The organism is Pseudomonas shiyinii (assembly GCF_056725765.1).
This window is the reverse complement of record NZ_CM161522.1, coordinates 4,462,677-4,485,217: the sequence shown is the minus strand read 5'-3', so window position 1 is coordinate 4,485,217 and position 22,541 is coordinate 4,462,677. Positions and strand designations below refer to the sequence as shown.

25 protein-coding genes are annotated in these 22,541 nt (G+C 63.9%); 11 read left to right on the top strand and 14 right to left on the bottom strand.

The genetic code is table 11. The features are described 5' to 3' along the window. The first annotated feature begins 80 nt into the window (after window positions 1-80). On the top strand, window positions 81-935 hold the full coding sequence (gene rpoH / locus ACXHGZ_RS20265; RefSeq protein ID WP_084853798.1) for an RNA polymerase sigma factor RpoH: 855 nt from the start codon (window positions 81-83) through the stop codon (window positions 933-935). Window positions 936-1,010: 75 nt separating this feature from the next. Here rpoH and mtgA read toward each other — a convergent pair whose 3' ends face one another. Beyond that, window positions 1,011-1,709, bottom strand: coding sequence for a monofunctional biosynthetic peptidoglycan transglycosylase (gene mtgA / locus ACXHGZ_RS20260; RefSeq protein ID WP_480461205.1), 699 nt, complete (start codon window positions 1,707-1,709; stop codon window positions 1,011-1,013). A 64-nt stretch (window positions 1,710-1,773) separates the two neighbouring features. Between mtgA and ACXHGZ_RS20255 the strand changes: the two genes are divergently transcribed. The 4 genes from ACXHGZ_RS20255 (at window position 1,774) to trmB (ending at window position 4,030) form a co-directional block, all read left to right on the top strand. Continuing rightward, window positions 1,774-2,145, top strand: coding sequence for a DUF423 domain-containing protein (locus ACXHGZ_RS20255; RefSeq protein WP_480461204.1), 372 nt, complete (start codon window positions 1,774-1,776; stop codon window positions 2,143-2,145). Between the two features lie 103 nt (window positions 2,146-2,248). Beyond that, a complete protein-coding gene (thiS, locus tag ACXHGZ_RS20250) occupies window positions 2,249-2,449 on the top strand; it encodes a sulfur carrier protein ThiS (protein WP_084854288.1) in 201 nt (66 codons plus the stop codon). 54 nt (window positions 2,450-2,503) lie between these two features. Then, window positions 2,504-3,298, top strand: a complete 795-nt coding sequence (locus tag ACXHGZ_RS20245) for a thiazole synthase (RefSeq protein WP_043208630.1) — start codon at window positions 2,504-2,506, stop codon at window positions 3,296-3,298. Window positions 3,299-3,307: 9 nt separating this feature from the next. Next, window positions 3,308-4,030, top strand: a complete 723-nt coding sequence (trmB, locus tag ACXHGZ_RS20240) for a tRNA (guanosine(46)-N7)-methyltransferase TrmB (protein WP_480461202.1) — start codon at window positions 3,308-3,310, stop codon at window positions 4,028-4,030. Window positions 4,031-4,338: 308 nt separating this feature from the next. Here the strand turns inward: trmB and ACXHGZ_RS20235 are convergent, their stop codons facing one another. The 9 genes from ACXHGZ_RS20235 to ACXHGZ_RS20195 form a co-directional block, all read right to left on the bottom strand. Beyond that, window positions 4,339-4,665, bottom strand: a complete 327-nt coding sequence (locus ACXHGZ_RS20235; RefSeq protein ID WP_224457263.1) for a DUF3392 family protein — start codon at window positions 4,663-4,665, stop codon at window positions 4,339-4,341. A 9-nt stretch (window positions 4,666-4,674) separates the two neighbouring features. Beyond that, entirely contained in the window at window positions 4,675-5,862 is a 1,188-nt protein-coding gene (gene hemW, locus ACXHGZ_RS20230) for a radical SAM family heme chaperone HemW (RefSeq protein WP_480461201.1), read from the bottom strand. After that, entirely contained in the window at window positions 5,859-6,455 is a 597-nt protein-coding gene (gene rdgB / locus ACXHGZ_RS20225) for an RdgB/HAM1 family non-canonical purine NTP pyrophosphatase (RefSeq protein WP_480461200.1), read from the bottom strand. Before rdgB ends, hemW begins: the two co-directional genes overlap by 4 nt. Beyond that, the gene (locus ACXHGZ_RS20220; protein WP_084853810.1) at window positions 6,452-6,886 is read right to left on the bottom strand and encodes a DUF4426 domain-containing protein; all 435 of its coding nucleotides are present in this window, start codon (window positions 6,884-6,886) and stop codon (window positions 6,452-6,454) included. Before ACXHGZ_RS20220 ends, rdgB begins: the two co-directional genes overlap by 4 nt. Window positions 6,887-6,918: 32 nt before the next feature. Then, complete coding sequence (gene metW, locus ACXHGZ_RS20215) at window positions 6,919-7,539, bottom strand: methionine biosynthesis protein MetW (RefSeq protein WP_084853812.1); 621 nt, start codon at window positions 7,537-7,539, stop codon at window positions 6,919-6,921. A gap of 7 nt (window positions 7,540-7,546) precedes the next feature. Beyond that, complete coding sequence (gene metX / locus ACXHGZ_RS20210) at window positions 7,547-8,686, bottom strand: homoserine O-succinyltransferase MetX (protein WP_324813669.1); 1,140 nt, start codon at window positions 8,684-8,686, stop codon at window positions 7,547-7,549. Window positions 8,687-8,774: 88 nt separating this feature from the next. Continuing rightward, the gene (locus tag ACXHGZ_RS20205; RefSeq protein WP_084853815.1) at window positions 8,775-9,365 is read right to left on the bottom strand and encodes a YggT family protein; all 591 of its coding nucleotides are present in this window, start codon (window positions 9,363-9,365) and stop codon (window positions 8,775-8,777) included. 10 nt (window positions 9,366-9,375) lie between these two features. Beyond that, entirely contained in the window at window positions 9,376-10,194 is an 819-nt protein-coding gene (gene proC, locus ACXHGZ_RS20200) for a pyrroline-5-carboxylate reductase (protein WP_480461197.1), read from the bottom strand. Window positions 10,195-10,232: 38 nt separating this feature from the next. Next, window positions 10,233-10,919, bottom strand: coding sequence for a YggS family pyridoxal phosphate-dependent enzyme (locus tag ACXHGZ_RS20195; protein WP_084853819.1), 687 nt, complete (start codon window positions 10,917-10,919; stop codon window positions 10,233-10,235). 66 nt (window positions 10,920-10,985) lie between these two features. On the opposite strand from ACXHGZ_RS20195, the gene ACXHGZ_RS20190 reads away from it, so the two are divergent. Then, window positions 10,986-11,978, top strand: a complete 993-nt coding sequence (locus ACXHGZ_RS20190) for a type IV pilus twitching motility protein PilT (protein ID WP_480461196.1) — start codon at window positions 10,986-10,988, stop codon at window positions 11,976-11,978. A gap of 301 nt (window positions 11,979-12,279) precedes the next feature. Here ACXHGZ_RS20190 and ACXHGZ_RS20185 read toward each other — a convergent pair whose 3' ends face one another. Then, window positions 12,280-12,912, bottom strand: a complete 633-nt coding sequence (locus ACXHGZ_RS20185; protein ID WP_480461195.1) for a C40 family peptidase — start codon at window positions 12,910-12,912, stop codon at window positions 12,280-12,282. A gap of 168 nt (window positions 12,913-13,080) precedes the next feature. Between ACXHGZ_RS20185 and ACXHGZ_RS20180 the strand changes: the two genes are divergently transcribed. Then, a complete protein-coding gene (locus ACXHGZ_RS20180) occupies window positions 13,081-13,500 on the top strand; it encodes an NINE protein (RefSeq protein ID WP_084853824.1) in 420 nt (139 codons plus the stop codon). 45 nt (window positions 13,501-13,545) lie between these two features. Here the strand turns inward: ACXHGZ_RS20180 and ACXHGZ_RS20175 are convergent, their stop codons facing one another. The 3 genes from ACXHGZ_RS20175 to ACXHGZ_RS20165 all read right to left on the bottom strand — a co-directional run bounded on the left by ACXHGZ_RS20175 (window position 13,546) and on the right by ACXHGZ_RS20165 (window position 18,402). Continuing rightward, a complete protein-coding gene (locus ACXHGZ_RS20175) occupies window positions 13,546-14,244 on the bottom strand; it encodes an SPOR domain-containing protein (protein WP_084853826.1) in 699 nt (232 codons plus the stop codon). Window position 14,245: 1 nt separating this feature from the next. Beyond that, window positions 14,246-15,982, bottom strand: coding sequence for an arginine--tRNA ligase (gene argS, locus ACXHGZ_RS20170; RefSeq protein ID WP_480461193.1), 1,737 nt, complete (start codon window positions 15,980-15,982; stop codon window positions 14,246-14,248). 200 nt (window positions 15,983-16,182) lie between these two features. Beyond that, complete coding sequence (locus ACXHGZ_RS20165) at window positions 16,183-18,402, bottom strand: primosomal protein N' (RefSeq protein WP_480461192.1); 2,220 nt, start codon at window positions 18,400-18,402, stop codon at window positions 16,183-16,185. Between the two features lie 168 nt (window positions 18,403-18,570). Here ACXHGZ_RS20165 and rpmE point away from each other — a divergent pair, with 168 nt between their 5' ends. The 4 genes from rpmE to ACXHGZ_RS20145 all read left to right on the top strand — a co-directional run bounded on the left by rpmE (window position 18,571) and on the right by ACXHGZ_RS20145 (window position 22,421). Further along, the gene (rpmE, locus tag ACXHGZ_RS20160; protein WP_084853831.1) at window positions 18,571-18,786 is read left to right on the top strand and encodes a 50S ribosomal protein L31; all 216 of its coding nucleotides are present in this window, start codon (window positions 18,571-18,573) and stop codon (window positions 18,784-18,786) included. Window positions 18,787-18,788: 2 nt separating this feature from the next. Beyond that, complete coding sequence (locus tag ACXHGZ_RS20155; protein WP_480461191.1) at window positions 18,789-19,610, top strand: thermonuclease family protein; 822 nt, start codon at window positions 18,789-18,791, stop codon at window positions 19,608-19,610. Window positions 19,611-19,789: 179 nt separating this feature from the next. Further along, a complete protein-coding gene (locus ACXHGZ_RS20150) occupies window positions 19,790-21,058 on the top strand; it encodes a malic enzyme-like NAD(P)-binding protein (RefSeq protein ID WP_480461190.1) in 1,269 nt (422 codons plus the stop codon). A 421-nt stretch (window positions 21,059-21,479) separates the two neighbouring features. Beyond that, window positions 21,480-22,421, top strand: a complete 942-nt coding sequence (locus ACXHGZ_RS20145) for an IS110 family transposase (RefSeq protein WP_480464020.1) — start codon at window positions 21,480-21,482, stop codon at window positions 22,419-22,421. Window positions 22,422-22,541 lie beyond the last annotated feature (120 nt).

The window sequence follows — 22,541 nt, the reverse complement described above, 5'->3', positions numbered from 1 at the left end:
ATTCTGGGAACTTGTTTCGCGGTTTCCGGTCAATGTTGGCAGTGCCCAAAAGGCACGAGTTCGTGAGTCGGAGGTACTTAATGACCACTTCGTTGCAACCTGCCTATGCCCTGGTTCCCGGTGCAAACCTGGAAGCCTACGTGCACACGGTCAACAGCATCCCGTTGCTGACGGTCGAGCAGGAGCGTGAACTGGCCGAGCGTCTCTACTATGAGCAGGATCTCGAGGCCGCTCGGCAAATGGTGATGGCCCACCTGCGTTTCGTCGTACATATCGCCCGTAGCTATGCAGGCTATGGGCTGGCCCAGGCCGACCTTATCCAGGAAGGCAACGTTGGCCTGATGAAAGCTGTAAAGCGTTTCAACCCGGAAATGGGCGTGCGCCTGGTGTCCTTCGCAGTGCACTGGATCAAGGCCGAGATCCATGAGTTCATCCTGCGCAACTGGCGTATCGTCAAGGTGGCGACCACCAAGGCCCAGCGCAAGCTGTTCTTCAACCTGCGCAGCCAGAAGAAGCGCCTGGCCTGGCTGAACAATGACGAAGTCCATCGCGTGGCCGAGAGCCTGGGCGTGGAGCCGCGTGAAGTGCGCGAGATGGAAAGCCGCCTGAGCGGCCAGGACATGGCCTTCGACCCGGCCGCCGAGGCCGACGATGACAGCGCCTTCCAGTCGCCTGCACATTACCTGGAAGACCACCGCTACGACCCGGCCGTACAGCTGGAGGATGCCGACTGGAGCGACAACTCCACCAGCAACCTGCACGATGCCCTGCAGGGCCTGGACGAGCGTAGCCGGGACATTCTTTACCAGCGCTGGCTGGCCGAGGAAAAGGCTACCTTGCATGAGCTGGCGGATAAGTACAGCGTATCGGCGGAGCGTATCCGTCAGTTGGAAAAGAACGCGATGAACAAGGTCAAGGCGTTGATCACGGTCTGATCACCCTTGGCTGGATGTACAAAGCCGCTGCTCTCGGAAGAGGCAGCGGCTTTTTTGTCGGGGGTGTCCCAGCGTTCAGGGGCGAAGCTGCATCAGGTAGCTGGGCCCGCCCAACTGGCTCATCTGCCGGCGGATCCAGCCGGCGCGGTTGGCCACATAGGCACTGGGTCGGCTGGCACTCCACTTCAACGGGCTGGGCAGCACGGCCGCCAGTTGCGCGGCCTGTTGGCGCGAAAGGCGGCTGGCATCCACACCGAAGTGGTAGCGGGCAGCCGCCTGGGCGCCGAATACTCCTTTGCTCCATTCGGCGCTGTTCAGGTAGACCTCCAGGATCCGCTGCTTGGACCAGAACAGCTCGATCAGCGCCGTGAACCAGGCCTCCAGCCCCTTGCGCAGCCAACTGCGGCCGGACCACAGGAACAGGTTCTTGGCCACCTGCTGGGTCAGGGTGCTGGCCCCGCGGATCTTGCCGCCGCGCTCGTTGTAGGCCAGCGCAGCCTGGATGGCCGGCAGGTCGAAGCCCCAATGGTTGGCGAACTTCTGGTCCTCACCGGCGATGACCGCCACCTTGAGTTCATCGGAGATCCGCTCCCAGGGCGTCCAGTCCCGCTGCAGGTCGATCGGCTCGCCGCTGACCCATGACTGCACCTTGCGCTCGACCATCAATGCCGTACCCGGCGGCGGCACCCAGCGCAGGGCCAGCACCACGACGATGCTGCCGGCGGCGAACCAGAGCAGGGCGCGGACGAGGCGGCGGATTAGGGATGACAACATAGCGATGGCTTGGCCGGACCGGTGGAACGGGCCATTATACAGACCCGTTTCCAGGAGTCGTCCCATGCTTCGCAGCTTCCTGATACTCGCTGCCTTCTTCGGCTTCACCGGCGTGGGCCTGGGGGCTTTCGCCGCCCATGGCCTGAAGAGCCGCCTGAGCGCCGATTACCTGGCGATCTTCCAGACCGGCGTGACCTATCAACTGGTGCATGCCCTGGCCCTGCTTGGCGTCGCGCTGCTCTCGGTGCACCTGCCCGGGCGCCTGGCCGGTTGGGCCGGTGGGCTGTTCGCCATTGGGATCGTGCTGTTCTCCGGCAGCCTGTATGTGCTGACCCTAAGCGGCCTGGGCAAGCTTGGTATCATCACACCCATCGGTGGCCTGTGTTTCCTGGCCGGCTGGTTGTGCCTGGGGCTGGCCGCCTGGCGCCTGAGCTGACCAAGTGGTCCACAATCGCGACTAATGGCGTCGGCCACCCTTGGGTTGGCATGCGGATCGGGGCTAGAATGCGGACCCCCAAAGCACAATGGTGGCCGTGCGCATGCGCATTCAACTGAACGGTGAACCTTACGAATTGCCCGATGGCGAGAGCGTCGCGTCCCTGCTGGGCCGGCTGGAGCTCGCCGGCCGCCGGGTGGCGGTGGAACTGAACCTGGATATCGTCCCGCGCAGCCAGCACGAAAGCACGCAGCTGAGCGAAGGCGACCAGGTCGAAGTGGTCCATGCCATCGGTGGCGGCTGAGTCCCGCCTGGCGATTCACCTGCAAGCCCTGCAACCTTTTCCAGAGGATCCACGATGAGCAACGTTCGTAGCGACAAGCCCTTCACCCTGGCCGGGCGCACTTTCCAGTCGCGCCTGCTGGTCGGCACCGGCAAGTACCGTGACATGGAAGAAACCCGCCTGGCCATCGAAGCCTCGGGTGCCGAGATCGTCACCGTTGCCGTGCGCCGCACCAACATCGGCCAGAACCCGGGTGAGCCGAACCTGCTCGATGTGCTGCCGCCGGACCGCTACACCATCCTGCCGAACACTGCCGGTTGCTACGACGCCGTCGAAGCGGTGCGCACCTGCCGTCTGGCCCGTGAGCTGCTCGACGGCCACAATCTGGTCAAGCTGGAAGTGCTGGCCGACCAGAAGACCCTGTTCCCCAACGTCATCGAGACCCTCAAGGCCGCCGAAGTGCTGGTCAAGGACGGTTTCGACGTGATGGTGTACACCAGCGACGACCCGATCATCGCCCGTCAACTGGCCGAAGCCGGCTGCATCGCGGTGATGCCGCTGGCGGGCCTGATCGGCACCGGCCTGGGTATCTGCAACCCCTACAACCTGCAGATCATCCTGGAAGAATCCAAGGTGCCGGTGCTGGTCGATGCCGGCGTAGGTACTGCTTCCGACGCCACCATCGCCATGGAGATGGGCTGCGAGGCAGTGCTGATGAACTCGGCCATTGCCCATGCCCAGCAGCCGGTGCTGATGGCTGAGGCCATGAAGCACGCCATCGTCGCTGGTCGCATGGCCTACCTGGCCGGGCGCATGCCGAAGAAACTCTATGCCAGCGCCTCGTCGCCGCTGGAAGGTCTGATCAAGTAAGAGCCCCTGATGACTGAATCGCAAGACACGCCGATCACCACCGACGGCGAAGCCCGCCCGCACCGCCGCATCAAGAGTTTCGTGATGCGCGCCGGGCGTATGACCGAAGGCCAGCAACGCGGCCTGGAGCAGGGCGGCCCCCTGTTCATCCTGCCCCTGGCCGACAGCCCGGTGGACTACGACCAGGTGTTCGGCCGTTCGGCGCCGCGCACCCTGGAGATCGGCTTCGGCATGGGCCATTCCCTGCTGGAGATGGCCGCGGCCGCGCCTGAGTTGGATTTCATCGGTGTCGAAGTGCACCGTCCGGGTGTCGGTGCACTGCTCAATGGCGTATTGACCCAGGGCCTGAAGAACCTGCGGGTGTACGATTGCGACGCCATCGAGGTGCTCAACCGCTGCGTGGCCGACAACAGCCTCGACCGTTTGATGCTGTTCTTCCCCGACCCATGGCACAAGGCTCGCCATCACAAGCGCCGCATCGTCCAGCCGGAGTTCGCTGAGCTGGTGCGTCGCAAGCTCAAGGTAGGCGGCGTGTTCCATATGGCTACCGACTGGGAGCCCTATGCCGAGCACATGCTGGAGGTGATGAAGGTCGCGCCGGGTTACCGTAACCAGTCGCCTGATGGCACCTATGTCCCACGCCCGACAGAGCGCCCGATCACCAAGTTCGAGCGCCGTGGCGAGCGCCTTGGCCATGGTGTTTGGGACCTGAAGTTCGAAAAGGTCGAGTGATCGGTTTTCAATAAACCGCCCTCAGGACGGTAACACCAGCCAGTCAAGCCTTATCGGCTGCACTTGGGGCTGCTTTGCAGCCCATCGCAGGCAAGCCGGCTCCCACAAGTAAGGCGTCAGCCTCGAGGACAGCATTGTCCCTGTGGGAGCGGGCTTGTCCCGCGATCAAGGGCGAAGCCCTTGCCAGGCGACGGTGATATCGGGCCCGGCCTAATCGCGGGACAAGCCCGCTCCCACAGGGCGCCGCAAATCAAATGGTCATGCGTTGTTCTGTGGGAGCCGGCTTGCCGGCGATGGGCCTCAGCGGATCAGCCGCGGCGGTCTGCCACCACGCCGATCAGGACCAGCACCACCAGCAGCACCGGCGCCAGGGCGTAGTTGTTGAACTGGGCCAGCCCCTTCACCACCCAGGGCGTTGCGTAGATCAACGCGGCGCCGCTGCCGATCATCACCAGCAGCGCCATGAAGGGCACGCGCAGGGCGCCGGCCAGGCCACCCAGGCGTCCTTCCACCCAGCCCTTGATGTCGGTGCCGAACAGCACCAGCAGACAGCCTACCAAGGCCAGGGAGATTTCCGACAGGTTGCTGCGGCTCCAACGAGAAACGGTCGCGAGCAGGTCAAGTACCAGATCCATGGGTCATCCTTAGGTCAAGAAGTACTGCAACAGGTCATTGAGAAACAGCTGGCCCCGGGGCGTAGCCACCAGCCGATCCGGTTCGACCTGTAAAAGGCCCTTTCGTTCTGCCTCGTGCCTGGCTTCTGCCAACTGCGAAAGCGCAAGCCCGGTGCGTTGGCTGAACAGCTCGGCTTCCACCCCGTGGGTGAGGCGCAGGGCGTTCATCAGGAACTCGAACGGTAGCTCGTCCACCGGTAGCAACTTTTCCCCGGCTTTGAACGGCTTGGCCAGGTTCAGGTAGTCCTTGGGCAAACGGGTCTTCCAGGTGCGCAGGATGCGCCCATCGGCGAAGGTCAGTTTGCCGTGGGCGCCGGCACCGATACCGATGAAGTCGCCAAAGCGCCAGTAATTGAGGTTGTGCCTGGCGGCGCGGCCCGCCTGGGCATAGGCCGAAACTTCGTACTGCTGGAAGCCGTTCACGGCCATCAAGGCCTGCCCGGCTTCCTGGATGTCCCACAGGATGTCGTCTTCGGGCAACTGCGGTGGCTGGTTCCAGAATACGGTGTTCGGCTCGACGGTCAGCTGGTACCAGGACAAATGGGTCGGCCCCAGGTCGATGGCTTGGCGCAGATCTGCCAGGGCATCCTCCAGCGACTGGTCGGGCAGGCCGTGCATCAGGTCCATGTTGAAATTGTCGAAGCCGGCTGCCCGTGCCATGCCGGCAGCGCGGACCGCCTCGTCGCCGTTGTGGATGCGCCCCAGGGCCTGGAGCTTGGCTGGCTGAAAGCTCTGCACGCCGATGGACAGGCGGTTGATGCCCGTTTGCCGGTAGGCCTTGAACTTCTCTTGCTCGAAGGTCCCGGGGTTGGCCTCGAGGGTGATCTCGATGTCCGTGGCGAACGGGATGCGTTGCTCTACGCCGCGCAGCAGTCGCCCCAAGGCATTGGCGCTGAACAGGCTCGGCGTGCCGCCGCCGAAGAAGATCGAACTGAGCTCGCGGCCCTGCACGGCGGCCATCTCCTGGTCCAGGTCGGTCAGCAGGGCATCGACATACGCCTCTTCCGGCAACTCAGGGCCGGCGGCATGGGAATTGAAGTCGCAATAGGGGCATTTGCGCACGCACCACGGAATGTGGATATACAGGGCCAGAGGTGGCAGCGTGGCGAAACCCGCCGCACCAGGATGGCGCGGCTGGGTGGACAGCGTTTCGGTCATTTCAGGCCCAGACGTTGACGCAGCAGGGCCATGGCGCGGGCGCGGTGGCTGAGCTGGTTCTTTTCCAGGGGGCTGAGGTCGGCGCTGGAGCACTTGCGCTCCGGAACCCAGAACAGCGGGTCGTAGCCGAAGCCGTGCTCGCCGCTGGCTTCGAACAGGATGCTGCCGTGCCACAGGCCTTCGCAGAGGATGGGCAATGGGTCCTCGGCATGACGCACCAGGGCCAGGACGCAGACGAACTGCGCGCCGCGCTCCTCGATCGGAACGTCCTTCAAGGCTTCGAGCAGCTTGGCGTTGTTCGCCGCATCGCCTTTGCCATCGGCGTAGCGCGCCGAGTAGATGCCCGGAGCGCCGCCGAGGCAGTCCACCGCAAGGCCCGAGTCGTCCGCCAGGGCGGGCAGGCCGGAGATGCGTGCGGCATTGCGGGCCTTGAGGATGGCGTTCTCGACGAACGACAGGCCGGTCTCCTCAGGCTCCACCTGGCTGAATTCGCCGATCGAGCGCAGGTGCACGGACTCGCCGAGCATGGCCTGCAGTTCCTTGAGTTTGCCGGCGTTGTGGCTGGCCAATACGAGTTGCTGGAAATTCATCATTCGCCTGGGAACACTTCCTGGTTGAAGCTGAGTTTATGGCTGACACCGCCGGTTTCGACGTTGACGTCGAAGGTCAGGGTTTCCGGCTGTTCGATCTTGAACTGGGCGATGTAGTACACCGCGCCCTGGTCGCTGATCTGCTTGAACGACAGCGGGCTGCTACGCCCGGTCAGGTCCTTCACCGTGCCGCTGACCACCGCCATGCCTGGCTTGCCGGCCTTGAGCACGGCAATGTTGAGCACGCCCTGGTTCTTGCTGCGGGTCAGGCCCGTGGCGGCGGCCACGTCCGGCTGCAGCATGCTCGAGGTGAAGGCGCTGTAATGCACCGTGACGTCGCCGAAGACTTCCTTGCGCTCCGGCCTGGCGGGGTCTGCGGCCAGTACCGGCAGGGCCAGGCACAGGCTGATCAGGAATAGGGCTAGGCGACGCATGGTGCAATCCTCCAATGGGTTGGACGCGAGGTTCAGACCGCGACCTGATGTTCTGGCAGGCCGCGGCTACTGACGCGATAAATGCCGATCTCCCCTAGAAGATTAGGCCATAGCCGGCCCGCCCACCCATTACGGTGCAGATGATCGACCGCCAGACGGTCGATGACCTTGGCGTTGCGCTCGTGGCACAGCTCTTCGAAGTCGGCGAAGGTGCAGAAGTGGATGTTCGGCGTGTTGTACCAGGTGTAGGGCATGAAGTCCGAGACCGGCATGCGACCTTTGGTCGCCAGGTACCAACGGCAACGCCAGTGGCCGAAGTTGGGGAAGGTAATGATGCATTGACGCCCCACACGCAGCATCTCGTCGAGGATGCGGTCGGGGTACTCCACGGCCTGCAGGGCCTGGGTCATGACCACCACGTCGAAGCTGTTGCTGGCGAAGTTGCCCAAGCCCTTGTCCAGGTCCTGCTCGATGACGTTGACGCCCTTGGCCACGCAGGCGGCGATGTTGTCGGCGTCGATCTCCAGGCCATAGCCGGTGACCTGCTTGCGCTCGCGCAACGAGGCCAGCAGTTCGCCGCTGCCGCAGCCCAGGTCGAGTACCCGGCTGCCGGCGGGGATCCAGTCGTGGATGATTTCCAGGTCGGCTCTCATGCTGTCCTCAGATGGCGATGCGGTTCATGTAGTTCGCGAAACCCTGCATGTAGCGAGGCGTGGGGATCAGGAAGGCATCGTGCCCGTAAGGTGAGTCAATCTCCAGGTAGCAGACGTTCTTGCGTGCTGCCATCAGGGCGTCGACGATCTCCCGCGAACGCGCCGGGGAGAAGCGCCAGTCGGTGGTGAATGACATGATGCAGTAGTCCGCCGAGACGTGTGCCAGGGTAGCGGCCAGATCGCCGCCGTGGCTTGCGGCCGGGTCGAAATAGTCCAGCGCCTTGGTCATCAGCAGGTAGGTATTGGCGTCGAAGCGCCCGGAGAACTCCTCGCCCTGGTAGCGCAGGTAGCTCTCGACCTGGAACTCGACACTGTGGAAGTCGTAGTTGAGCTTGTCGCTCTTGAGCTCGCGACCGAATTTCTCACCCATGGAGTCGTCGGACAGGTAGGTGATATGGCCGACCATGCGCGCCAGCATCAGGCCGCGCTTGGGAATCACGCCTTGGTCCTGGAACGAGCCGCCGTGGAACTCCGGGTCGGTGAGGATGGCCTGGCGTGCCACCTCGTTGAAGGCGATGTTCTGTGCCGAGAGTTTGGGGGCCGAGGCAATGTCCACGCAATGGCGAACGCGGTCCGGGTAGCTGATGGTCCACTGCAGCGCCTGCATGCCGCCCAGGCTGCCGCCGACCACGGCGGCCCACTGGCCGATGCCCAGGCGGTCGGCCAGGCGCGCCTGGCTGTGTACCCAGTCTTCCACGGTCAGGACCGGGAATTCCGCGCCGTAGGGCTTGCCGGTGGCCGGGTTGATGCTGCTCGGGCCGGTGCTGCCGTTGCAGCCGCCCAGGTTGTTCAGGCTGACCACGAAGAAGCGGTTGGTGTCGATCGGTTTGCCAGGGCCTATGCAGCTGTCCCACCAGCCCGGCTTGCGGTCGGTAGGGGCGTGGTAGCCCGCGGCATGGTGGTGGCCGGACAACGCGTGGCAGATCAGCACGGCATTGCTGGCAGTACTGTTGAGGGTGCCATAGGTTTCGTAGACCAGCTCGTAGCTGGCCAGGGAGCGGCCGCAGGCCAGGGCCAGCGGCTCATCGAACCGGGCGGTTTGCGGTGTTACCAGACCAACGGAATCTTCGGGAAGGACAGTGGACATCGACCCTGCTCACGCTTGACGGAGGCGTAAGTCTAAAGAGGGCCACCCCCAGCGGCAAGCGAAGGCTTGCCGCTGGGGGCAAGGTCGGTCAGATCATTCGCCACAGCTCTTGTGGCATGCCAGCGTAGGCGGCCAGCGGGGGCATGACGAACGACTGGATCACCTGGATCGCCAGGAATGCGAAGATCGGCGAAATGTCCATGCCGCCGAGGTTCGGGACCAGGCGACGGAACGGCGCCAGCACCGGTTCGCTGATCTGGTAGGCCAGTTCGGCCGCCGGGTTGTGGCTGTTGGGGGCGACCCAGGACACGATCACCATGACGATCATCGCCACCCAGAAGATCTTCAGGAACAGCGAGGTGACACCGATGATCGCCCACATCAGCAGGTGCAAGACGTCGCCGAAGGTACCGTAGCTGACCATCAGCACGAAGGCCATCAACAGCGCCTGGATCACCACCGACAGCACCAGGGACGAAGTGTCCAGGCCACCGACGCTGGGGATGATGCGGCGAAGCGGCTTGAGCAGCGGCTGGGTGGCGCGCACCGCGAACTGGCTCAGCGGGTTGTAGAAGTCGGCCTTGACCAGTTGCAGTACGAAGCGTAGCAGGACGATCACCAGGTACAGGCTGACCAGGGTTTGCACCACGAAGATCGCGGCGCCGGACAATGCATTCATCGACAGCTCCTTATTTGCCCAGTTGCTCGGCCAGTTCGGCGGAACGTTTTGCTGCGGCCTCCAGTGCCTGCTCGACGATGGCCTCGAAGCCATTGCCTTGGAACGACTTGATCGCAGCCTCCGTGGTGCCGGCCGGCGAGGTCACGCGGCGGCGCAGTTCGGCGGCGTCGACGTCGCTGGCTACGGCCATGTGCGCGGCGCCCAGGGCGGTCTGCAAGGTCAGCTGGGAGGCGGTTTCGCGCGGCAGGCCGAGCTTCTCGCCGGCGGCGGTCATGGCCTCGATCAGCAGGAAGAAGTAGGCCGGGCCGCTGCCGGAAACGGCGGTGACGGCATCGAGCTGCTGCTCCTGCTCCAGCCACAGCACGGTGCCCACGGCAGACAGCAATTGCTCGGCCTGCTGGCGCTGCTCGGCCGAGACTTCGACGGTGGCGTACAGGCCGCTGGCGCCCTGGCGCAGCAGGGCCGGGGTATTGGGCATGCAGCGCACCACCGGGCGGGCGCCGAGCCAGGCCTGGAGGCTGGCGCAGGTGATGCCGGCAGCGATGGAAACGATCAGCTGGCCTGGGGCGAGGTGTGGCTGCAGGGCTTGGCACACGGCCTTCATGACCTGGGGCTTGACCGACAGGACGATCACGTCTGCGCCGGTAATGGCCTGGGCGTTGTCTTCGAAGGCTTCGATGCCATGCTCGGCGCTGATCCGCGCCCGGGTCTCGGCGCCCGGGTCGCTGGCGCGGATCTGCGCGGCATCCAGGCCCTGGGCACGCAGGCCGCCGATCAGGCTGGCGGCCATGTTGCCGGCGCCGATAAAGGCAATTCGTGTCTTGCTCATGTCAGGTCCTTGAGGGAGAGAGTGAGTAAAGCATGGATTCAGGCGGCGCCGTAGTCGCGCGCCCCGAACAGGGCGGTGCCGATACGTACCCAGGTCGCTCCCTGGGCGATGGCGGCCTCGAGGTCGTGGCTCATGCCCATGGACAAGGTATCCAGGCCTAGGCCAAGGCCTTCCTGCAACTGGCGCAGGCTGGCGAAGGCGGCCTCCTGGGCGGCGCGGTCATCGGTGGGCTCGGGGATCGCCATCAGGCCACGCAGGCGTAGCCGGGGCAGGGCCGCCACGGCCTGGGCCAGGGCTGGCAGGTCGGCGGGGGTGCAGCCGGACTTGCTGTCCTCGCCGCTGACATTCACCTGCAGACAGATGTTCAGCGGCGCCAGGCCCTCGGGGCGTTGTTCGGACAGGCGTTGGGCGATCTTCAGGCGGTCCACGGAATGTACCCAGTCGAAATGCTCGGCAATGGCCTTGGTCTTGTTCGACTGAATGGGGCCGATGAAGTGCCAGATCAAGGGCAGGTCATCGAGCTCGACCTGCTTGGCCAGGGCCTCCTGGAGGTAGTTCTCGCCGACATCGCGCACGCCTGCAGCGTGGATCTCGCGGATGGCGCTGGCCGGTTTGGTCTTGCTCACCGCCAACAGCTGGACGCTGGCCGGGTCGCGTCCGGCGGCCTGTGCTGCGCTGTCGATGCGAGCGGCGAGGGCGGAAAGGTTGTCTGCTATGGTGGACATGGAATCGATGCCGACGGCTCTGTGGTCTGCGGCATTCTACCTGCTTGATGGCCTTTGGGGAGTCTCATGGATGTGACCGACCTGCTGGCCCGGGCCAAGGCTGCGGGGGCGTCTGACCTGCACCTGGCCGCGGGCGAAATTCCCATGCTGCGCCTGGATGGCCAGCTGCAGCGCCTGGACCTGCCGCCCCTGGCGGCCTGCGCCCTCGAGGATGCATTGGCGCCGCTGCTGGACCAAGCACAGCGGCGCCAATGGGCGAGTGGCGATGAGCTGGACCTGGCCGTGACGCTGCCGGGCCCTGTGCGTATCCGCTTGAACCTGTACCGCCAACGCAATGGGCCCGGGGCGAGCCTGCGCTTGCTACCCAGCCGCGTGCTGACCGTGGATGAGCTGGGCCTGGAGGAAGTGTTTCAGCCTGTTGCGCAGTGGCGCGACGGCCTGGTGCTGGTCGGCGGGCCGACCGGCAGCGGCAAGTCGTCCACCGTGGCGGCCCTGGTCGACAAGCTCAACCACACGCACGCCTTGCACATCATCACGCTCGAAGACCCTGTTGAACTTATCCACAGCAGCCAGCGCAGCCTGGTCAGCCAGCGTGAGATCGGCCGCGACTGCCGGGATTTCGCCCAGGGGCTGCGCAGCGCCTTGCGTCAGGACCCGGATGTGATCGTGATCGGTGAATTGCGTGACCTGGAGAGTATTCGCCTGGCCTTGCGTGCGGCGGAAACCGGCCACTTGGTGCTGGCGACCGTGCACACCCGCTCGGCGGTGAACAGCATCGACCGGTTGGTGGAGGTGTTTGCCGCAGAAGAAAAGGCGCTGGTACGGGCGATGCTGGCGGAGTCGTTGCGCCTGGTGGTGGCGCAGGTGCTGGTCAAGCGTGTGGGCGGTGGCCGGGTGGCTGCACGGGAAGTGCTGGTGGCGACGCCTGCGGTGCGCAACCTGATCCGCGAGGGGCGGATGGCGCAGTTGCAGTCCGTGATGCAGACCGGGGCGGCGGCGGGGATGAAGACGATGGAGATGGCGTTGCAGGCGTTGCGAGAGCGGGGCGAGGTAGCGTAACGCGGTCACGGACGGACGTCGGAGGGGCGGGCCGGGCCCGATATCGCTATGCCTGGCAAGGGCTGCGCCCTTGATCGCGGGACAAGCCCGCTCCCACAAGGGACCACGTACTGCCGGGCGGGTATTGTTCTCCAGGATCCAGTCATAAGCTGTGCTGACTACACAATTCAGACAGATCGCCTCCCCTGTGGGAGCGGGCTTGTCCCGCGATCAAGGACGAAGCCCTTGCCAGGCAGTGGTGCTAAATGCTTGTCCACAACGACTGAATCACCCACAAGGAGCAGGGCCTATGGGGACAGGTTCAGCGCTTGGCCAGTGCCAGCGTCTGTTCTTTGGGTAGCACCCGCTTGGCCACCACGTAATGCCGTTGCCAGTACGGCTTGCTCAAGGTATCGATGCTCACCCGCTTGCCGGTCCGCGGCGCGTGGATGAAGCGGTCGTTGCCCAGGTAGATGGCCACGTGATTGACCCGGCGGCTCTTGATGTTGAAGAAGATCAGGTCGCCTGGCTTGAGGTCGCTCTTGGCCACCTTGACGCCATGCCCGCGGGCCATGGCATTGGAGGTGCGCGGCAGGTCGACGTCGGCGACATCGGTGAAGGCGTACTTGACCAGCCCGCTGCAGTCGAAGCCCTTGCTCGGGCTGCTGCCGCCCCAGCGGTAGGGCGTGCCGAGTACATTGACGGCACGGCTGAGCACATTGCTGCTCTGCTTGGCCGACATCATGGCCACAGGCAGTTGGCTGGAGACCTTGGCGGCGTTGCTCGGGCGAGCGCGCAAGCTGGTCAGCTTGATCGGCGTGCGCTTTACGGTGCTACTGGCGTTGGTGGTGTAGCCGGTAAACCCGTTGGGAAGACGTTGCTCACGGTTGGTGGCGTGGGCGGCCAGGGGTAACAGAAGGCAGAGGGTCAGCCATGTCTTGAACAAAGGCGGCATAGTTGAAACTCTTTTAGGTATGTGTTGGCTGTATGGCGCGCAACTCTATAACACCTACGGTGGGTTTTTCGTTCCGTTGGTCGATTGCGCGGGTACCATACGTCGGCTTCCAAGGAAAAAGTCACAAATTTCCTTAGAAAATTTTTCACTAACCCAAGGAGGACAAGCATGAATGGTTATCAACAGGGGGCGCCGTTGCACGACACCCACAGCAAGGTCCTGGGTTATCTCTTGTGGATCTTCGGCTTTACCGGCTCGCACCGCTTCTACTACGGCAAGCCGATCACAGGCACCCTCTGGTTCTTCACCTTGGGCCTGTTCGGCATTGGCTGGCTGATCGACCTGTTCCTGATTCCATCGATGGACCGCGAGGCGGACATGCGCTTCCAGCCAGGGAGGGTGGACTACAACCTGGCATGGATCCTCCTGACCTTCCTGGGGATCTTCGGTGCGCATCGCCTTTACCAGGGCAAGTGGATCAGCGCCTTGATCTACCTGCTCACCGGTGGCCTGTTCCTGGTGGGCGTGCTGTATGACTTCTGGACCCTCAACAGCCAGATTTCCCAGGTCAACGCCGAACGCCGCTGACAGAAAAAAGGCCTTGTCGCGTGGGGCGGCAAGGCCTTCTTTTGTTTACTGGCGGGTCTGTCGTTGCTGCAACAGCAGGTTGCCAAAGCCTGCCCCGGCCAGTTGCTTCTGTGCCCCGGTCAGCTGTTCACGGTTGCTGAACGGGCCGACCAGTACGCGGTACCAGGTCTCGTCCTTCACCGTCCCCGACTCCACCTTGACCGACTGGCCGAGCAGGATGATCTGCGCCCGGACCTTGTCGGCATCGGCCTGCTTGCGGAACGAGCCGGCCTGGAGGAAGAACTGCGTGGTCGCTGCCGGCTTGATCACCGGGGGCGCAGGCGGAGGTGTCTGCCCCATCAGGGCGGCCTGGGCGCGGGCGGTGTCGATCTTCGCCGCTTCCGCCGGTGTGACCGGCTTGACCGGTTGCGCCGGCACCGGTGGAGTTTTTTCCGGCACGGCTTCGGGCGGCACGATGACCTCCGACTCCGGCAGCAGCGTATAGAAGTCGTACTTGGGCTTGACCGGCTGCTGCTGCGCAGGCGCGCTGCCTTTACCGGCTTCGGCGACCTTCGCAGGCTTCTGCTGCTCGGGCTTGGTGCGCTTGATGTCGTCGCCGCCAGGCTCGAGCTTCATCAGGAAGACGATGAAGGCGCCGACGGTCAGGCCGACCGCCAGCCAGATCCAGCCCGGGATCGGCTGTTTGGCCGGTGCCTGGTTACGGCTGGCGCCACGCTTGGGTGCGGGTTTTTTCTTGGCAGCCAACTTACATGCGCTCCAGGGTTTCCAGGCCGAGCAGTTCCAGGCCCTGCTTGAGGGTCCGGCCGGTCAGGGCGGCCAGGCGCAGACGGCTCTGTTGCTGCTCGGCGGTCTCGGCGGCGAGGATCGGGCAGTTCTCGTAGAAGCTGGAGAACAGGCCGGCGATGTCGTACAGGTAGCTGCACAGCACGTGTGGGGTGCCCTTCTCGGCCACGTTGTTGAGCACTTCGCCGAACTGCGCCAGGCGGGCGGCCAGGTCCTGCTCGTGGGCAGCCTGCAGGGTGATCTTGCCCTCGACTTCGTCAAAGCCCTTGCCCAGCTTGCGGAACACACTGGCCACGCGGGTGTAGGCGTACAGCAGGTACGGCGCGGTGTTGCCGTCGAAATTGAGCATCAGCTCGAAGTTGAAGCTGTAGTCGCTGGTGCGGTGCTTGGACAGGTCTGCGTACTTCACTGCGCCGATGCCGACCACTTCACCGATGCGGCGCAATTCGTCCTCGGACAGGCTCGGGTTCTTGTCCTTGACCAGGGTATAGGCGCGTTCCTTGGCCTCTGTGAGCAGGTCGATCAGCTTCACGGTGCCGCCGTCGCGGGTCTTGAACGGGCGGCCATCGGCGCCGTTCATGGTGCCGAAGCCCATGTGCTCCATCTGCATCGGGTGGCCGACGAAACCTGCACGGCGGGCGACTTCGAATACCTGGTTGAAATGCAGGGCCTGGCGCTGGTCGACGAAGTACAGGGCACGATCGGCCTTGAGCACATTGCTGCGGTAGCGTACGGCGGCAAGGTCGGTGGTGGCATAGAGGTAGCCACCGTCGGCCTTCTGCACGATCACCGGCAGCGGCTCGCCTTCGGCATTCTTGAATTCGTCGAGGAATACGCACTGGGCGCCCTGGTCCTCGACCAGCAGGCCCTTGGCCTTGAGGTCGGCCACGACATTGGCCAGGTCGGCGTTGTAGGCGCTTTCGCCCATCACATCGGCCATGGTCAGTTTGACATTGAGCAGCTCGTAGGTCTTCTGGCAGTGGGACAGGGAGATGTCCTTGAAGCGTGTCCACAGAGCCATGCACTCGGGGTCGCCGGCCTGCAGCTTGACCACCAGGCCACGGGCGCGGGTGGCGAATGCTTCGGACTCGTCGAAGCGCTTCTTGGCTGCGCGGTAGAAGTTCTCCAGGTCCGACAGTTCGTCGCTGGTGATCGGGTTCTCTTCCAGGTAGGCCAACAGCATGCCGAACTGGGTGCCCCAGTCGCCCACGTGGTTCTGGCGGATCACCTGGTCGCCGAGGAACTCCAGGACCCGGGCGACGCTGTCGCCGATGATGGTCGAGCGCAGATGGCCGACGTGCATTTCTTTGGCCAGGTTCGGTGCCGACAGGTCGATCACCACCTTCTCGCTCGGGCCGGCCTTGCGCACGCCCAGGTGATCGTCGGCCAGGGCGGCGTCCAGGCGGTTGGCCAGCGCCTGGGTGTTCTGGAAGAAGTTAAGGAAGCCTGGGCCTGCGATTTCGACCTTGGTGATGTCGTCGCTGGCCGGCAGGGCATGGATGAGTTTTTCGGCCAGGTCGCGTGGCTTCATGCCGGCGGGCTTGGCCAGCATCATGGCGATATTGCTGGCGAAATCGCCGTGGGTTTTGTCCCGGGCATTTTCCACCTGGATCGCCGGCGTCAGCCCTTCAGGCAGCACGCCGTCGGTGACGAGTTGGGTGAGGGCTTGCTGGATCAGCTGGCGAATGGTGTCTTTCATGGCGTTCTCTTTTCGACCGCAAGCGCGGTGGGGCGCTTCGATGCGCAGGTGGAAAAACTGGGCATTATCCGTTCCCGGGGGCGTGTTGCCAACCTTTGGTGCTGCATGGTCCGGCCCTATCGCCGGCTACAGGTACGGCGTTGTCTCTGAAACAGTGCAGGGCAGGTGGGAGCCGGCTTGCCGGCGATAGGGCGATCGGTTCAGTACAGGTCGACCGGGTCCACGTCCAGCGACCAGCGTACCTGGCGCCCTGACGGCATGTGCTCCAACACTAGCAACCAGGCGCTGATCAGTCGATGCAAAGGCGCCCGGGCATTGGCCTGGAGCAATAATTGCGCGCGGAAGCGCCCGGCCCGGCGCTCCATGGGCGCCGGTACCGGGCCGAGCAGCTCGATACCGTGCAGGTTCTGCTCGGCCAGCAGGCGTTCGGCCGCGGCGCAGGCCTCGTCGAGAAAGCTCTCCGCCTGGCCCGGCTTGTGCGCCTCGGCGCGCAGCAAGGCCAAATGGGCGAAAGGGGGCAGGCCTGCAGCCCGACGTTCGCTCAGGGCCTGTTCGGCGAAGGCGAAGTAGCCCTGCTCGGTCAGCTGCACCAGCAAGGGGTGCTCGGCCAGGTGGGTCTGGATGATCACCTTGCCTGGCTCCTCGGCCCGCCCGGCGCGGCCGGCCACCTGGACAATCAGCTGGGTCATGCGCTCGCTGGCGCGGAAATCGCCGGAGAACAGGCCGCCATCGGCGTCGAGGATGGCCACCAGCGTCACCCGGGGGAAGTGGTGTCCCTTGGCCAGCATCTGCGTCCCGACCAGGATGCTGGGCTGGCCGCGCTGGATGGTGGTGAACAGGTTGTGCATGGCGTCCTTGCGCGAGGTGCTGTCGCGGTCGACGCGTAGGACAGGGTAGTCGGGGAACAGCGTTTTCAGGCGCTCCTCGGCCCGCTCGGTGCCCGCGCCCACCGGGCGCAGGTCCACATGGGCACACTGCGGGCACTGGTGCGGCAAACGCTCGTCGTGGCCGCAATGGTGACAGCGCAGCACACCGGAGCGTTGGTGTACGGTCATCCGCGCATCGCAGCGTGGGCATTCGCTCAGCCAGCCGCAGTCATGGCACAGCAGCGTCGGGGCGAAGCCGCGGCGGTTGAGGAATACCAGCACTTGTTGGCCGGCTTCCAGGGTCTGGCGGATGGCTTGCTGCAGCGGGCCGCTGATGCCGCTGTCCAGGGGCAGGCTGCGCACATCCAGGCGCAGGAAACGAGGGGCACGTGCGCCGCCGGCGCGCTGGTTCATGCGCAGCAGGCCGTAGCGCCCGCTGTGGGCGTTGTGCAGGCTTTCCAGCGAGGGCGTGGCGGAGCCGAGCAGGATCGGGATGTTTTCCTGGTGGGCACGAACCACGGCCAGGTCCCGGGCGTGGTAGCGCAGGCCTTCTTGCTGCTTATAGGAGCCGTCGTGCTCCTCATCGATGATGATCAGGCCGGGGTTCTTCATGGGCGTGAACAGCGCCGAGCGCGTGCCGATGATGATGTCGGCCTCGCCATCGCGGGCCGCCAGCCAGGCATCGAGGCGCTCACGGTCGCCTACCGCCGAGTGCAGCAGGGCGATGCGGGCATTGAAACGCTGCTCGAAACGCGCCAGGGTCTGTGGCCCCAGGTTGATCTCGGGGATCAGGATCAATGCCTGCTTGCCCGCTTCCAGGGTTTCGCGGATCAGCTGCAGGTAGACCTCGGTCTTGCCGCTGCCCGTCACCCCGGCCAGGAGGAAGGCGTGGAAGGCGCCGAAGCCCGAGCGCACGGCATCGAAGGCAGCCAGCTGCTCCTCGTTCAGGGGCAGTTCCGGCTGTGCCAGCCAATGTTCGTGACGGGCCTGGGGCAGGTGGCGGCGTATTTCCACCTGGACCAGTTCCTTGGCCAGCAACAGATCCAGGCTGTCCTTGTTCAGGCCCAGCTTGGCCAGCAGGCTGTGGGCGACACCGTGGGGGTGTTGCGACAACGTCTTGAGGGCTTCGCGCTGGCGCGGTGCGCGGGCGATACGCGGGTCTTCCAGGCGGGCGCCGGGCGCCACGTGCCAGAAGCGCTCCTGGCGCATTTCGGCCGGCTCGCCCTGGCGCAGCAGGGTCGGCAGGGCCCAGTTCAGGGTGTCGCCCAGGCTGTGCTGGTAATACTGCGAGGTCCACAGGCACAGCTTGAACAGCGCGGCGGGCAGCGGCGAGACCGGGTCGAGCAGGGCGCTGGCAGGCTTGAGCTTGTCTGCCGGGACTTCGCTCTTGTCGCAGACTTCCACCAGCACGCCGATCATCTCCCGGCGCCCGAACGGCACGCGGATGCGCATGCCTGGCACCAGCGCCTGGCGGGCCATGCTGGCCGGAGCCCGATAGTCGAACAGGCGACGCAGGGGCGAGGGCAGGGCAAGGCGCAGGATGACGTCGGACACGCGGAAGGTCTCTGGAGGGCATTTCGGAATCCGCCGAGACTAGCAGACGACAGTCGGTGATCGCGACACCTTGCGTTGGCGTGATGCTCTGGTATTATTCGCCGCCTAATTACGTGCGGTATTCAACAATTGGTGTTGGGTGGCGGCACGCAGCTCGAGGAAGTGACGATGAAACCAGAAATTCACCCGAATTACGAAGTAGTTGCAGTCACCTGCAGCTGCGGCAACAAGTTCGAGACCCGTTCGACCCTGGCCAAGCCTCTGTCGATCGACGTCTGCTCCCAGTGCCACCCGTTCTACACTGGCAAGCAGAAGGTCCTGGACACCGGTGGTCGCGTACAGAAGTTCGCCGATCGCTTCGGTATGTTCGGTACCAAGAAGTAATCATGCGTATGGCGAACCCCTCGGGTTTCGCGCTGCTGCAGAAAAAGGCGCCCCTTGTGGGCGCTTTTTTTGTGGGCGCGATCTGGCACCTCCCCGCCCTGGCCTACTGCCCCCTCCCCGACAAACCGCAGCAAGTGGCGGTGCGCCAGGTGGTCGATGGCGACACCTTGCGCCTGAGCGATGGGCGCAGCGTGCGAATGATTGGGCTCAACGCACCGGAAATCGGCCGCAAGGGGCGCACCAGCGAACCCTATGCCGAGGCCGCCAAGCGCCGCCTGCAAGCCTTGGTGAAAGCCAGCGACGGGCGCGTCGGCCTGGTGCCGGGCGTGGAGTCGAAAGACAAGTACGGGCGCACCTTGGCGCATATCTATGGTCGCAATGGCGACAATCTCGAGGCGGTATTGCTCAGCGAGGGGTTGGGCTATCGGGTCGCGGTGGCGCCCAACGTCACCCTCGCTCCCTGCCAGCAGCAAGCCGAGCAAGCGGCCAGGGCAGCCCGAACCGGGCTCTGGCGGCAATCGCCGGTGCTGGGTGACGGCGATGTGCGACAGTCTGGGTTCGCCATCATCAGCGGCAAAGTCCAGGGCATCGAGCGCAATCGTGGCGGCGTCTGGCTCGATCTTGGCGAGCAAGTGGTGCTGCAGGTTCCCGCTCGTCTGCAACGCAACTTCCCGGCAAGGTTCTTCGATAATCTCAAGGGACGCCAGGTCGAGGCGCGTGGCTGGGTGCTGGATCGTTCCCGCAAGGGCGGCCTGAAGCCAGGGCAGCGGCGTTGGTTGTTGCCATTGACCGATCCGAGCATGTTGGAGCGTGTTTCAGGTTAAATAGTTGTAGACATTTCGCTATTGGATTGTACACACTTGATGGCGTATGCCCCGTGGGTTATAGCGTAAAGTCGTAGGCTAAAGGCCTTGACACAAGTGACCGGGCAGTCTTGTAGCCCCCCGGCTCTTTGCGTATCCTCGGCGGTCCGTCAGAACAGTAAACAAGCGGAATGCCCACCATGTCAGACCTGAAAACCGCCGCTCTCGAATATCACGCTCAGCCTCGCCCGGGGAAACTGAGCGTCGAGCTCACCAAGCCAACCGCAACCGCTCGTGACCTGGCCCTGGCCTACAGCCCGGGCGTCGCCGAGCCGGTGCGCGAGATTGGCCGTGACCCAGAGCTGGCCTACAAGTACACCGGCAAGGGCAACCTGGTCGCGGTGATTTCCGATGGTACCGCCATCCTCGGCCTCGGCGACCTGGGCCCGCTGGCCTCCAAGCCGGTCATGGAAGGCAAGGGTGTTCTGTTCAAGCGTTTCGCCGGTATCGACGTGTTCGACATCGAAGTCGACTCGGAAAGCCCGCAGGCCTTCATCGACACCGTCAAGCGCATCTCCATCACCTTCGGTGGCATCAACCTGGAAGACATCAAGGCGCCTGAGTGCTTCGAGATCGAGCGCACCCTGATCGAGCAGTGCGACATCCCGGTCTTCCACGATGACCAGCACGGTACCGCGATCGTCACCGCGGCCGGCATGATCAACGCCCTGGAAATCGCCGGCAAGAAGCTCGAAGACGCCAAGATCGTCTGCCTGGGTGCCGGCGCTGCCGCCATCTCCTGCATGAAGCTGCTGGTCAGCATGGGTGCCAAGGTCGAGAACATCTTCATGATCGACCGTACTGGCGTCATCCACGCCGGCCGCGACGACCTGAACCAATACAAGGCCCAGTTCGCCCACGCCACCGACAAGCGCACCCTGGCTGACGCCCTGGAAGGTGCCGACGTGTTCGTCGGTCTGTCCGGCCCGAATCTGCTGAGCGCCGAAGGCCTGAAGTCCATGGCGGCCAACCCGATCGTGTTCGCCTGCTCGAACCCGGACCCGGAAATCGCCCCGGAACTGGCCCACGCCACCCGCAACGACGTGATCATGGCCACCGGTCGTTCCGACTACCCGAATCAGGTCAACAACGTACTGGGCTTCCCGTTCATCTTCCGTGGTGCCCTGGACGTTCGCGCCAAGCGCATCAACGAAGAAATGAAGATCGCTGCCGCCATCGCCCTGAAGGACCTGGCCAAGCTGCCGGTGCCGAAGGAAGTGTGCGACGCCTACGGCGTACAGGCCCTGGAATTCGGCCGTGAGTACATCATTCCGAAGCCGATGGACCCACGCCTGATCACCGTCGTCTCCGACGCCGTGGCCAAGGCCGCCATCGAGTCCGGCGTAGCTACCCTGCCGTATCCGAAGCACTACCCGCTGCAGAACGTGAACGACGTGTTCAACGGCTGACCCAGGCCGTAGCGCCATGAAAAAGCCCCGGCTCGTGAGAGTCGGGGCTTTTTCGTTTGGGGCTCCCAGCCCTGCGCTGTTTTTAGAGACACCGCCATACCTGTGGGGCGGAGCCTGCGATGGGCCGCACAGCGGCCCCTTGAGTCTGGAGGGGTTCCACCGTTTGAGGGCTTGGGGCTGCTTTGCAGCCCATCGCAGGCTGTCGCCAGCTTGTATGGTAGGACTTGAAGGGGGGAGGAGGGACAACGCCAGCTTCTGACTGTTGCCGCAGTACAGACCGTGGGAGATTTCGCCCCGCCTCCCTTCCACCCAAGCGCCGATAAAGAATACTTCCGGCTCGACCGACGAAAGTAACAAGCCTGCGCCGCTGGGTGGGTCCCTTCAAGTACTCAAACCTTATCGGGGAGCATGCCCAATGGCAATGTCGGAACCTAATGCCGAAGCGATTATCGGTGTTGATGTCGCCAAGAGTGAGTTGGTGATCTTCAACGAGGAGCGCGATCAACTGATCACGATTCCTAATACCAAGCCGGAGATCAAGAAATGGCTGAAGGCACTGCCGGCTCGGGTGCGCATAGCCATCGAGGCCACCAATATTTACCACGTACTGTTTGCGGATTTGGCCTACGAGGCGGGGTGCACCGTGTACTTGGTCGATGGTTACGCACTCAGCCATTACCGCAAAGGCATTAACGTTAGAGCCAAAACAGATGCTATCGATGCCCGTCTGTTGGCTCGCTACCTGCGCAATGAATGCGAAGACTTGCATCCATGGACACCCCCACCACCGCTCTATCGTCGGCTTTTGAGTCTCTTTAGACGGCGCGCAGGCGTGGTGCAGGCTCGTACTGCACTTACCCAGAGCTGGGCCAATGAGCCCATGCTGAAGACCGCGTTTAACAATCACCTGGCATCAATGCAAAGGCTTGAGCTGCTGCTCGAGAAGTTAATCAAGGATTTGCTCGAAGAGGCAGGGCTGATGTCACTAGTCAAACGGTGCATGAAGATCGAGGGCATTGGTTTTCTGACCGCAGCCCGGTTGGTCACGTCTTATCAGCGTGGAGAATTCAAGAATAGCGATGCCTTTATCGCCTTTCTCGGGATGGATTTAAGAGTGGCCCAATCAGGACAAAAGAAAGGGCTCTCCAAGCTCACTAAACGAGGCGATCCCGAGGCGCGTCGGTTACTTCACAATGCGGCGATGTCGGCTCGTCGCACCTCTGCTTGGAAAGCGTTTTATGAGGCTCAACGAGCGCGTGGTTTTAGCACGACTCAAGCGTTGGTCATGCTTGCCCGCAAACTGGCACGGCTGGCATTCGCTCTGCTGAAAAGCGGTAGTGAATACCAGTCGAAGGCAGTTTGAGCTTGCCCAAAACCATAGAATCTCCCACCGAGATTGCGCCGCTCTCAAGACTGCGAAATCACTGTGGGAGCCGGCTTGCCGGCGATAGGGCCGGCAAGAGAGTCGCTCCCATAGGGGCGA